The organism is Lactobacillus sp. ESL0681 (genome assembly GCF_029392835.1).
GTDB lineage: Bacteria > Bacillota > Bacilli > Lactobacillales > Lactobacillaceae > Lactobacillus.
The window spans coordinates 1563028-1575981 of record NZ_CP113943.1; the positions used below are offsets into that span (position 1 = coordinate 1563028).

Annotated in this window: 11 protein-coding genes; 9 read left to right on the forward strand and 2 right to left on the reverse strand. The window is 35.9% G+C overall.

Annotation, left to right across the window (positions count from 1 at the left end; genetic code table 11):
* Positions 1-121 precede the first annotated feature (121 nt).
* The 4 genes from OZX59_RS07500 to OZX59_RS07515 all read left to right on the forward strand — a co-directional run bounded on the left by OZX59_RS07500 (position 122) and on the right by OZX59_RS07515 (position 3315).
* A complete protein-coding gene (locus OZX59_RS07500) occupies positions 122-826 on the forward strand; it encodes a GntR family transcriptional regulator (RefSeq protein WP_277125743.1) in 705 nt (234 codons plus the stop codon).
* Positions 827-1105: 279 nt separating this feature from the next.
* Positions 1106-1903: a transporter substrate-binding domain-containing protein gene (locus OZX59_RS07505; RefSeq protein ID WP_277125744.1), complete on the forward strand. Its 798-nt coding sequence runs from the start codon at positions 1106-1108 to the stop codon at positions 1901-1903.
* Between the two features lie 25 nt (positions 1904-1928).
* Positions 1929-2597, forward strand: a complete 669-nt coding sequence (locus OZX59_RS07510; protein ID WP_277125746.1) for an amino acid ABC transporter permease — start codon at positions 1929-1931, stop codon at positions 2595-2597.
* A complete protein-coding gene (locus tag OZX59_RS07515) occupies positions 2581-3315 on the forward strand; it encodes an amino acid ABC transporter ATP-binding protein (RefSeq protein WP_277125747.1) in 735 nt (244 codons plus the stop codon). The genes OZX59_RS07510 and OZX59_RS07515 overlap by 17 nt, the downstream gene beginning before the upstream one ends.
* Positions 3316-3364: 49 nt before the next feature.
* Here OZX59_RS07515 and OZX59_RS07520 read toward each other — a convergent pair whose 3' ends face one another.
* A complete protein-coding gene (locus OZX59_RS07520; protein ID WP_277125748.1) occupies positions 3365-4447 on the reverse strand; it encodes a GntR family transcriptional regulator in 1083 nt (360 codons plus the stop codon).
* A 323-nt stretch (positions 4448-4770) separates the two neighbouring features.
* Here OZX59_RS07520 and OZX59_RS07525 point away from each other — a divergent pair, with 323 nt between their 5' ends.
* From OZX59_RS07525 to araA, 4 genes are all read left to right on the forward strand, one after another.
* Entirely contained in the window at positions 4771-6159 is a 1389-nt protein-coding gene (locus tag OZX59_RS07525; RefSeq protein WP_277127007.1) for a sugar porter family MFS transporter, read from the forward strand.
* A gap of 24 nt (positions 6160-6183) precedes the next feature.
* Complete coding sequence (locus tag OZX59_RS07530; protein ID WP_277125749.1) at positions 6184-7788, forward strand: FGGY-family carbohydrate kinase; 1605 nt, start codon at positions 6184-6186, stop codon at positions 7786-7788.
* Position 7789: 1 nt separating this feature from the next.
* Positions 7790-8524 carry an L-ribulose-5-phosphate 4-epimerase gene (locus OZX59_RS07535; protein WP_277125750.1) on the forward strand — a complete coding sequence of 245 codons (735 nt, stop codon included), beginning with the start codon at positions 7790-7792 and terminating at the stop codon, positions 8522-8524.
* A gap of 73 nt (positions 8525-8597) precedes the next feature.
* The gene (araA, locus tag OZX59_RS07540; RefSeq protein ID WP_277125752.1) at positions 8598-10022 is read left to right on the forward strand and encodes an L-arabinose isomerase; all 1425 of its coding nucleotides are present in this window, start codon (positions 8598-8600) and stop codon (positions 10020-10022) included.
* 68 nt (positions 10023-10090) lie between these two features.
* On the opposite strand, the gene OZX59_RS07545 is transcribed toward araA, so the two are convergent.
* On the reverse strand, positions 10091-11008 hold the full coding sequence (locus OZX59_RS07545; RefSeq protein ID WP_277125753.1) for a LysR family transcriptional regulator: 918 nt from the start codon (positions 11006-11008) through the stop codon (positions 10091-10093).
* Between the two features lie 110 nt (positions 11009-11118).
* Between OZX59_RS07545 and OZX59_RS07550 the strand changes: the two genes are divergently transcribed.
* Entirely contained in the window at positions 11119-12945 is a 1827-nt protein-coding gene (locus tag OZX59_RS07550; RefSeq protein ID WP_277125754.1) for an FAD-binding protein, read from the forward strand.
* Positions 12946-12954 lie beyond the last annotated feature (9 nt).

The following is a 12954-nucleotide window of genomic DNA, read 5'->3' on the forward strand; positions in this document are numbered from 1 at the left end:
GAGAACTCTGTTGCTTTTAGAGTTCTCTTTTATTATATTTAATAATATAATTGAATTTGACTACTTTAGTTTGTCCTAAAAGGCACTAAAATTGTATTTTTGAGTGATAGGTGAGAATAAATTGACAAAAACAGGATCTTTATATTCACAAGTAATGGAAAAAATCAGACAGAAAATTATTTCTGGAGAATATCCGATTGATAGTAAATTGCCAAATGAATTTGCATTGTGTGAACAATTTGGTGTTAGCCGAGTCACTCTGAGAAAAGCAATTAAGGGACTAGTCAAAGATGGTCTAGTCGAAAAAGTACAAGGAGTAGGAACTTTTGTTCGTAAACCGCAAACAGTTAGAAGAATTGTTAAGTCTTCTAGAGTTGAAAGCTTCTCTAAAACGGCAAAAAAGGAAGGCTTTAATCCAAGTGCGAAAACAATTGAGATTAAAGAGGTAATCACTCCTGATGATTTAAAGGATGTTTTAGAAACAGAGCGTTCATTAATGATTGAACGTGTACACTTGATTGAAGACGATCCGGTAATGCTTGAGTGCAATTATTTTCCGTTACCGAAATTTGGAGAACTTAGAAATGAAGATCTTACTTTATCGCTTTATCAAGTATTGCATAATAAATATGGGATAAAGAAGTTATCTTCAAGTGATGTGGTCATTTCAATTGCTTTAGCTAATTATAATGAGGCGAAGTATTTGGAAAAATCACTTGGCTTTCCATTGTTAATGTTAAAGGCAACAGTAGTTGATGAAAAAGGCAATATTGTTCATGTAGGAAGACAGTATATTGATTCTAATCGGTATGAATTCCATATTTAGAAATTTTAATTAGGATTATCAGATTAAGAAACTTCAAAAGATTTAATTTGAACATGTAAAGTTCAAGCTAAATCTTTTTTTGTGTAAATATATATTACAAAAAATAAGCCGTTATATATTTTTTAATACAAATTAATAATATTTTCTGTATTTATTGATATTACAGTGATAAATTGCGAATGTAAATTGCTTAAAGTTGTTTACTTAATGTGATTTTAAGGTTATAATTTTATATAAATTAGATAAAAATAAGATTATTAATAGTAGGAGAATAAAATTATGAAAAATAAATTTTATAAAAAATTATTAATTGTAATGGTAACTCTAGGAATGGCATTAGTTATGCTTTCAGGTTGCAGCAAAAAGAATAATGAAACATCAGTCAGTTCAATTAAGGATAAAGGAACGTTAACGATTGGAATGATTAACTCAAATCCACCGTACGAATTTCAAAATTCTGATAATGTAGTGCAGGGAGCTGATATTCCGTTAATAAAAAAGGTTGCCAAAGAATTAGGGGTTAAATATAAGATAAAGACGATGGACTTTGATGGATTATTACCAGCTTTACAGGGTAATAAAGTTGATATGTTGATTACGGCAATGAGTCCTACGCCAGAACGGAAACAAGGAGCTAAGTTTAGCAAGGTATATTACCGTAGTACGAATACTTTGCTTGTTCGTAAGTCTGAAGCTAAAAAGTATGAGAATACAAAGAATTTTGCCAATGCCACGATTGCTGTTGTAAATAATTCAACTCAAGAGGAAATGCTTAAAAAGCTTTATCCTAAAGCAAAGTATAAGAAGCTCAGCAAAGTAACTGATCTGGCTTTAGCAGTTAATAATGGTAAGGCAGATGCTTGTTCGATCGATGTGCCAACAGCAACGATTTTAGCAAGAAAGAATCCTAAATTACAGATAACTTCATTTAGACATAAAGATTCAAGCCTTGGTGCTGCAATTGCAATGCCAAAGAATGCCAGTCCAGATCTTGTAAAGACAGTTAATAAGGTGGTTACTGAAAATAAGGCAGAATATGCCCAATGGGTAATTGATTATGCCAAAAAAGTTAAGTAAGAAATAGATATGTGGATGTGAAAATATGTTACAAAGTTTTTCATTTTTAAGTAAGTATTGGGTGCTATTCCTTACTGGGGTAAAGGTTACTATCGAACTGGCGGTAATTTCAATTATTTTGGGTTTAATCTTGGGAATCATTGTTGCATTGATGAAACGTTCCCAAATAAAACTGGTTTCTGTAATTGCTAAGATGTATATCGGATTTATTCGTGATACGCCTTTACTAGTTCAAATTTATATTGTTTATATTGGATTACCCATGGTTTTAGGAATCAACATTCCAGATTTTATGACGGGAGTTATCAGCTTAACTCTTTATTCAGCAGCTTATATTGCGGAAATTATTCGCTCGGGGATTGAGTCTTTGCCACAAGGACAAACAGAGGCTGCACTGAGCTTAGGAATGTCCAAGTCACGGGTTATGACTGATATAATCTTGCCACAAGCGTTTAAGAATATTTTACCCGCACTAGGCAATCAACTTATTGGCAATATTAAAGATTCGTCTTTGGTATCTGTATTGGGAATTTCTGATTTAATGTTTAGTGCGCAAACCGTGAGAGGTTCAACTGCTTTAGGACTACAACCAATGATTATCGCCTCGTTGCTATATTTACTAATGACATGGATTTTGAATGTTGGTTTGTCATTTATTGAAAGGAAACTGAAAGTTAATGATCGAGTTGCGTAATGTTGTTAAGAAATATGGTGATAATATAATCTTAAAAGGAGTTAACTTGACAGTTAATGATGGTGAGGTTGTAGTTATTATCGGGCCGTCTGGATCTGGCAAGAGTACCATGCTTAGACAGATGAACTTACTTGAACAGCCTACTAGTGGAAAAATTTTAGTTGATGGCGAGGTTGTGTCAGGAAAGGTAAAAGCTGAAGTAACCAGGCAAACACATGAAAAAATTGGTATGGTATTTCAACAATTTAATCTGTTTCCTCATTATACTGTTATGGAAAATATTATCCATGCCCCAAAAACTGTTAAACATGAAGATAATGAAACTGCTACTAAGGAAGCTATTGAATTGTTGAATCAGGTAGGACTTGTTGATAAAAAAGATAGTTATCCAACCTCATTAAGTGGTGGTCAGCAACAACGGATTGCAATTGTCCGTGCACTTGCAATGCATCCGAAAGCTTTACTATTCGACGAACCAACTTCAGCTTTGGATCCGGAAATGGTTGAAGAGGTTCTAAAGGTTATGAAGGGATTGGCTAAAGCAGGTATGACAATGGTTGTAGTTACTCACGAAATGGGTTTTGCCAAGCAAGTAGCTGATCGAGTTTTATTTGTTGATGAAGGCCAGGTATTAGAAGAAAATACTCCTAAAGAAATTTTTGAAAATGCCCAGCATGAGAGAACTAAGGATTTTATTTCTAAAATTTTATATGCATAAAAAATTAATAGCTATAAAAAGGTCACTATATTCTAGTGGCCTTTTTAAATTATCTAACTGGTACATCAACGGACGTACGGATTTTCATTTTTGGCTGATGAACGATTGAATTAAACTTTTGTCCTTGAATCAATTTCAAAATTCCACGGCCAGCTTCTTTCCCAACGGTAGTGCGTTCGTAATTCATGGTAGTTATGCTTGGCGTTAAATAAGCCGCAGAATCAAAATCGTCGAAACCGACTAATGAGACATTATGAGGAACATTAATTTTTCTTTTTCTTAGCATATCAAGTACTTGAACGGCCAAGCTATCGTTATAACAGGCAATAGCGGTTGGTAAAGAATCAGTACTTTTCAGATACAAATCAATTTTCTTGCTAATAGTTTGAAAGGAGTCATGTGAACTATACATGATAATATTACTATTAGATAAATTAACATTACTTTCTTGATATGCTTGAGCAAAACCCTCCATACGATGAACTCCTTGGAGATCATCAACTTGAAAAATACCCAAAATATACCGATGGCCTAAATCAAGCAGATATTTAATTAGTTTCTTTTCAGCAGAGCGATCATCATTAGTAATTGATGGAAATTTCAAGCCGGAATATTCAGCGTTAATAAAAAGTAATGGAATTTTGCTTTTGGCGATTCGCTGATAGATATCAAGATTGGGACTAGGTTTTGCGCTTTCGCTAGGCTCGATAATTAGACCAGCAACTTGTGAATCAAGCAATTTAATTAAGCTTTCACGTTCTTTTTCAGGATGATTATGAGTATTGGCTAACAAGAGTGAGTATTCTTGTTCACCAATCTCTGCATCGATTTGAGAAATGATTTTTGGAAAAATATAATCAGCAATGTGTGTGCAGATAAACCCAATAGTTTTGCTTTCTGGGTTAACCTGCCATTTTTTATTCCAATCTTGAATAAACATCCCGCTACCCTGAACTTTGTAAATTAAATGTTCGTTTTGTAGTTCAGTTAGAGCCTTGCGAACCGCATAGCGTGACATGTCAAAGCGTGACATTAATTCATTTTCTGTTGGGAGCTTTTGATTAACTTTGAAGTTGCCAAAAGTTATTTCTTTTTTTATTTTTTCTTTGATTATGAGATAGTCGCTTTTCATTTAGTTTTCTTTCAAAATTTATTCGATTATATTTTTATGAATAACTTGATTAGGTTTGAATCTTTTGTTTTGTCGCTTTTAATAGATTAAATAACCTATATTACCAATAATTATAGCACATATGTGATTGAAAAATTGGTTAAGTAAATACTCTAAAAAAATAAATAAAATTTTTAAGTTTAATAAAATACAGGTTTTAAAAGAATTTAAAATATTTATTTTTGCAAAAATCATTCGAATGAATTTTTGCTGCTATTGTAAATCATGATGAATAAATGTACTATGAAATCGATTACAAAAAAACAAAACTTTGTAGTAGGAGGATAGTTTTGGTCGAACAAAAAAATAAGAAAATATCTAGTAACTATGTTTACTTTTTTGGCTCTTTTGGTGGGATTTTATTTGGTTATGATATAGGAGTGATGACTGGTGCATTGCCTTTCTTACAAAATGATTGGAATCTGACTAATGCCACAACCGTTGGTTGGATTACGTCTGCAGTTATGTTTGGTGCAATTTTTGGTGGATCTGTAGCTGGTCAATTGTCTGATAAATTGGGTAGAAGAAAAATGATTTTAATTTCAGCAGTTATCTTTGCCTTATTCTCTATTATGTCGATGTTATCACCAAATAATGGTTCAACTTATTTAATAATTATCAGAGTTTTATTAGGTTTAGCAGTAGGTGCAGCATCAGCACTAGTTCCAGCTTATATGTCAGAGATGGCCCCTGCTAATGCTCGTGGAAGTTTGTCTGGTTTGAATCAAACGATGATAACTTCTGGAATGCTTTTGTCATATATTATGGATTTTTTATTAAAGGGATTGCCGGAACCTTGGAATTGGCGTTTGATGTTGGGTCTGGCTGCAGTTCCAGCAGTTATCTTATTTTTAGGAGTTCTGCGTTTACCAGAGTCACCACGATTTTTAATTAAACATGGTAAGGAGGCACAAGCTCGTCAAGTTCTGTCATATATCAGAAAAAATGATGAAGAAATTTCAACAGAAATAAATGAAATCAAGCTAGCAGCTGAGCAAGAAAATTCAGCATCTGAAAAAACCACTTGGGGTTCGTTATTTAGTAGCAAGTATCGTTACTTAGTGATAGCTGGTGTCGGTGTAGCAGCTTTCCAACAATTCCAAGGCGCTAATGCGATATTTTACTATATTCCATTAATTGTTGAAAAGGCTACTGGTAGTAAGGCGAGTTCTGCTTTAATGTGGCCGATTATTCAAGGAATAATTCTAGTGACTGGCTCTCTAGTTTACATTGCTATTGCTGAAAAGTTTAATCGGCGTACGCTATTAATCTTAGGTGGCACAGTAATGGGACTTTCCTTCTTATTGCCATCTGTAATTAATATTATTAATCCACATGCTAACCCAATAATGATCGTAGTCTTTTTATGTATCTATGTTGCATTCTATTCGTTTACATGGGCGCCATTAACTTGGGTATTAGTTGGAGAAATATTCCCGTTAGCGATCCGTGGACGTGCTTCTGGTCTAGCATCATCACTTAACTGGGTTGGTTCTTGGGCAGTAGGATTATTGTTTCCAATGATGACAGCTTCTATGTCACAAGAAATGGTTTTTGGCATTTTTGGCGTTATCTGTATTTTAGGAGTTTTGTTTGTTAAATTCTTCGTGCCAGAAACTAAGGGTCATACTTTAGAAGAAATTGAAGAAGCAGGAACAAATCACAATAAGTGAGTTTTGAGTTATAGAGGTGGTCTAGTGAATATCACAGAAACGGCTGAATTAATTCAGTCAGGTAAAACGGCTTTAGGAATTGAATTTGGGTCGACTCAGATTAAAGCTGTATTAATTGATGATAGCTTTAAGCCAATTGCAACGGGAACATTTCAATGGGAAAACAGTTTAAAGGATGGTATATGGAGCTATACCGATGATGAGATTTGGACTGGATTAAGGCAAAGTTATGCGCAACTAGCTGCAGATGTTAATGGTAAGTACCATGTTAAGCTGAAAAAGATTGGCGCAATAGGAATTAGTGCAATGATGCATGGTTATCTTGTCTTTGATCAAGATGATCAGCTACTTGTTCCATTTAGAACGTGGCGTAATACGACTACGGCCGATGCAGCAGCTGAACTAACCGAACTATTTAATTTCAACATACCACTTCGTTGGAGTGTAGCACATTTATATCACGCAATCTTACAAGATGAAGAGCATGTCAAAGATATCGCATATATGACGACATTAGCGGGGTATGTTCATTGGCAACTATCTGGTGAAAAAAATATTGGAGTTGGTGATGCCTCTGGAATGTTTCCAGTGGATGCAAGTGCTCATTTCGATAGTGAGAAAATTGAGCAATTTAACCTTTTGCCAGCAGTTAAAAAATATTCGTGGCAAATTGAAGACATCTTACCAGAAGTGTTAACTGCAGGTCAGGTAGCTGGGCACTTAACAGCTAAAGGTGCAAAATTATTGGATCCTACTGGGACTCTTGAGCCAGGTAGTATCATGGCACCTCCTGAAGGTGATGCTGGTACGGGGATGATTAGTACCAATAGTGTTCGAGTTAGAACTGGGAATATCTCTGTGGGCACGTCAGAATTTTCAATGGTTGTTTTGGATCAAGCCTTGCAAAAAGTTCATCAAGATATTGATGTAGTAGCTACACCAGCCGGGTTACCTGTGGCAATGGTTCATGTTAATAATTGTTCGTCTGATATTAATGCCTGGTCAGATATTTTTAAGGAATTTGCTGAGCGACTGGGCAAAAATCTCAGTCCAGAAGAACTCTACAGTACGTTATTTTTGGCAACGACTAAGTCGGATCCAGACGCTGGCAAGATCGTTAATTATGGCTATTTTTCTGGGGAACCGGTAACTAAAACTGCTGAGGGTCGACCAATGCTAGTCAGAACGCCTAACAGCCATTTTAATTTAGGCAATTTCATGCTAGCCCAACTTTATTCGGCCTATGCGCCATTAAAGATAGGAATGGACGTTCTAACTAAAGAAGAAAATGTTAAAACTGATGTCATGATTGCTCAAGGAGGATTATTTAAGACACCTGTTGTCGGTCAACAAACTTTAGCTAATGTTTTAGATTTGCCGATTTCTGTCATGGTCAATGCCAGTGTAGGTGGACCGTGGGGAATGGCAGTTTTAGCTCAATATAGTGAGTCTACTACGACTAAAAATTTAGCAGATTTTCTTGATAGTGAAGTATTTATTAATTCGGAAACAATGACTTTGAGTCCAGAAGCAGACGGAGTTAAAGGTGCTAACAGCTATCTTGAACGCTATCAAAAGGCATTAAAGCTTGAGAATCAAGCAGATATTTTAGAAGACGAGGTAAATTAGTATGTTGGAAAAGTTAAAAGAGGAAGTTTACCAAGCTAATATGCAATTGCCAAAACTAGATTTAGTGACTTTTACTTGGGGAAATGTGTCGGGAATTGATCGTGCCAGTGGCTTGTTTGTGATTAAACCATCAGGTGTTGCATACGAAGAGCTGAAGCCGGCCGACTTGGTAGTGGTGAACTTAAAAGGTGAGGTTGTTGAAGGTGAACTTAATCCTTCCAGTGATACACCAACGCACACGGTTTTATATAACGAATTTCCCAAAATTGGTGGGATAGTTCACACGCATTCACCTTGGGCTGTCTCGTTTGCGGCTGCCAAAATGGATATTCCAGCGATGAACACGACTCATGCCGATACCTTTTATAATGCTATTCCAGCAGCGGATGCTTTAACCGAGGCAGAGATTACAGAAGATTATGAAGTTAATACTGGGAAGGCAATTGTTAGAACTTTTCAAGAGCGTGGTCTTAATTATGCAGCAACACCAGGAGCACTAGTTAGTCAACATGGGCCGTTTTGTTGGGGAGAAGATCCAGCAAAAGCAGTTTATAATGCTAAGGTTTTAGAAGTTGTAGCCCAAGAAGATTATCACACTTTGCAATTAACTAGGGCAGATAGTCAATTGCCCCAATATTTATTAGATAAGCATTATTATCGCAAGCATGGTCAGAATGCTTATTATGGGCAAAATAGTGCAGCATCAAAAACTCATGCTAAAAAGACTAGGAAGTGATGTCTCAATTAGATACCATAGCTAAACTGTAAAATTATTATTTATGTAAATTTTTAAATAAGGAGAAACACTAATGTTATCAATACCTAAATATGAGTTCTGGTTTGTTTCAGGAAGTCAACACCTATATGGTGAAGAAACTTTAAAAGAAGTGGCAGAAAATTCTAAGAAAATTGTTGCTGGTTTAAATGAAAAGGGCAATTTGCCGTATAAAATTGTCTTCAAAGAAGTCTTAACTACTGCGGATGAAATCACTAAGTTCATGAAGGAAGCTAATTATAATGATAATGTAGCTGGTGTGATTACTTGGATGCATACTTTTTCACCAGCTAAAAACTGGATTCGTGGCACACAATTATTACAGAAACCATTGTTGCACTTTGCTACGCAATATTTAGATTATATTCCGTATGATACCATGGATTTTGACTATATGAACTTGAATCAAAGTGCGCACGGTGATCGAGAATATGGTTATATCAATGCACGTTTGCAGAAGCATAATAAAGTTATTTATGGACACTGGCAAGATTCTGAAGTGCAGAGACAAATTGCTGATTGGGAAGACGTTGCGGTTGCATACGACGAATCATTTAAGACTAAAATTTGCCGCTTCGGTGATAATATGCGTAGTGTGGCTGTTACCGAAGGTGACAAAATTCAAGCACAAATTCAATTGGGGTGGACAGTTGACTACTATGGTATCGGTGATTTAGTTGCTGAAATGAACAAGGTAAAAGAGTCAGAGATTGACGACCAATATGTTGACTTAGAGTCAAAATATATTATGGTTCAAGGTAATCAAAGTAAGGAAGAATTTCAAGCAACTGTTCGCTATCAACTGAAACAGTATATTGCTATGAAGAAGTTCCTTGAGCGTGGCGGATATACTGCTTTTACGTCAAACTTTGAAGATTTACATGGTATGGAACAATTACAAGGTTTATCTGCACAATTGCTAATGCGTGATGGTTATGGCTTTGCTGGTGAAGGTGATTGGAAGACTGCTGGTTTATTACGGATTTTTAAGATCATGACCCATAATACTAAGACAGCTTTTATGGAAGACTATACTTTGGATTTGCGTCCAGGCCACGAAGCGATTCTTGGTTCCCACATGCTGGAAGTTGATCCTTCAATTGCCTCTGAAAAGCCACGTGTTGAAGTTCATCCACTTGATATTGGTGGCAAAGCAGATCCTGCACGGCTTGTTTTTTCAGGTGATGAAGGGGATGCAATTGATGTTACTCTCGCAGATTTTCGCGATAACTTTAAGTTGGTAACCTATCCTGTTGATGCTCATAAAGCAGAAAAGGATACACCTAATTTACCTGTTGCTAAACAGATGTGGACTCCAAAACCAGGACTCAAGAATGGAGCGACTAAGTGGATTGAGGCTGGTGGTGGTCACCATACAGTTATGTCGTTTGCAGCAACTGAAGAACAAGTTCGTGATTTAGCAACACTTTATGGTGTTGAACTGTGTGATATTAATTAAACAGGTTTACAATAAGACACTTGCTCTAAATAAAGCCTCGAATTAAAATTCGAGGTTTTATTATGCAATTATAAAGATAAAATTTTGTTGGTAAAATCTTTCTTAATAATGTTACTCGCATAAGTAATTTCTTTTCCCAGTTTTCTATTTCGACTTATTGATAAAGAGAAGTTAATGCACACTTTATCTATAGGCAATTTGATATAGTTTATATTTTTACAATTTGAACTTTTAATGGCCTCGATGCTAGTGGTCATGTTACCTAAACCTAAGGCTGCTAGTTTGAATGCAGTTGTTGAATCTCGTACGTGGATACTGGGATAAAACTGAATGCCAATGTCATTAAAATAGTTATTGATAATATTTTGATAACGGATTTCACTATCAACAACAATGAACTTTTCATGATTTAGTTTTTGAAAAATAGTTGGTTTAAAAAGTATCTCTGTCCTATCAGCGCGATATAGATGTGAACTCTTATCTAACACTAAAATTTGTTGGTCTGAATGCAATGGATAATTTTCTACATGGGGCAGTTGTACTGTGTTACCAACAAATAGATCTAGTTGACCATCTTTAAAAGCCTTTTCCGCGTTAGTGGTACTAAATTCAACGGTATTTGTTCTTAAATTAGGAAATTTATTGAATAGTTGTGGTAAAACAGTTAAGTTAAAATTTTCTCCTAAGGGTGGAGTAATGCCCATGCGCAACGTTGGAAAAGTATTTTGTTCGTATTCTTCCATCTCACTTTCAAGCTGATTCTGTAATTGAAAATCTTTGCGTAAGTAATTAATTAGGAGATGTCCAGCAGGAGTCAATTCAATTGGGCGTGTGCTCCTTTTGACAAGGATAACATTGTATTTGTTCTCATATTTTTTAATTAAGCGGCTGATATAGGGTTGACTCAAGTATAATTTTTGAGCTGCTGCTGAAATAGAGTCACTATTTTCAAGAGTTTCTAAGATAATTAGTAATTGACGATTCATAACTATACCTATTTTGTAATAGTAATTTTAATAATTAAGTATTTCACATACTGATAATTATAGTGTTTAATGAAACCGTAAACAATAGTTTTTTAGTAGGAGGTTAAGTTATGACTAATGACCAAAAATTTCAATGGGATGCAGTCTATGATGTTGCAGTCTTAGGATTTGGTGGAGCTGGTGCCACTGCTGCGAGATTTGCGGCAGATAGTGGAGCTAAAGTTCTGTTGGTAGACAGTGCACCAGAAGGCCATGAGGGTGGTAATACGCGGTATTCAGGTCAAATGGTTGGTGCAGGAACAGACTATGAGGGTTTGAAAAATTATCACGAACATTTGGCAGCTCCATTAAAGCCGGATAAGGCTACCTTTGATACTTTTGTTGAAGGCATGGCCAATATGGGCGATTACTTTAAAAAATATCTGGATGTTGAGCCGGTAAGTATGAAAAAGCTGCTGGCTGGAACACCATCAACTGCTTATGTAACTGAATACCCAGAAATGCCAGATGCCGATTCATATGATGCTTATTTAGTCCATGAAGGTGTCGATGATGCAGCATTATGGAAGATTTTACGACAAAAAGTCTTGGATCGTAGTGATCAAATTGACGTTTGGTATGCTTCTCCAGCAAAACACTTAATTCAAGATAGTGCTACTAAGACCGTAATTGGTGTGCAAATTGAGCGTGACCACGTTTTGCGTAACATTAAGGTGCAAAATGGGGTAGTCCTTGCTGTTGGCGGTTTTGAAAATAATAAAGAAATGATTCAGAGTTTCTTACAATCACCATATTTATCACCAATTGGTACTTTATATAATAAAGGTGATGGCATTAAGATGCTAGAAGAAGTGAATGCACAGTTATGGAATATGCGTTCATTTGAATCTCTAGGTCAATTCCATGGTTTATCTGTTCGTCAAGCTGAAGGGAAACGCTCAACTTATGCTCTCAATGTCTTTTGGCAAGAAAGCTCTAGCGGTAGTGTGGTCGTAGTTGGTGATGATGGTACGCGGTATTTTAATGAAGCAGAAATGAATCGACATGGCCATATCTATAATCACGGAAACTGGGTTGTACCTTTAAACCAAGAGCGACCATACATGATTTTTGATCAGCAAAAATACGATGAACTTAAGAATGAGCCAGATGATGGCTTAAAAGTTCCAGGTTTCTTAGATCACGCTATCAAGGCTGAAACAATCACCGAGTTGGCTCAGAAGATCAATAAAGATCCCGCAACAATTAAAAATACGATCACTGAATTTAATTTTATGGCACAACAAGGTAAGGATTATGCCTTTCATCGTGATCCAGCAACTTTACGTGAATTTAGTGCCGATGGTCCATATTATGCAATTGCGCTAAGACAAAATATGCTTAATACTCAAGGTGGGGGTCGCCGCGATGAACATTCACAAGTTCTTGATCCAGACGGTGAGCCAATTCCGCATTTATATGAAGCTGGTGAGTTAGGTGCGCCATTTGTCAATAAGTATACAACTGGTGGTAATGTTGCCGATTGTTTGATCTCTGGTAAAATTGCCGGTGAAAATGCGGCAGCAGCTAAACAAGCCTTGCCTGTCTCTGGTGGTCAAGATTTAAACGAAGCAACGATCAATGATAACTTTGACGCTAAAAGTGATGAAGCTGGCGATCAATATCCAACAGCTGATAATCAATATCTTGGTTACAGTAATCAGGGTATGGGAGACGGCGTTGTTGTTAGAACCACTGTTAAAGATGACGGTAAGATTGAAAATATTGAAATTCTTAAGCAAACTGAAAGTGACGATTATGGTCTTAAAGCCGTTAAGGAATTACCACAGAAAATGATCGCTGCTAATACCTATGACATTGATGCAGTCTCAGGTGCTTCACAAACTAGCAAAGCTATTAAAGAAGCTGTTAAAGATTCATTAGATAAGATAAAATAATTTATACTA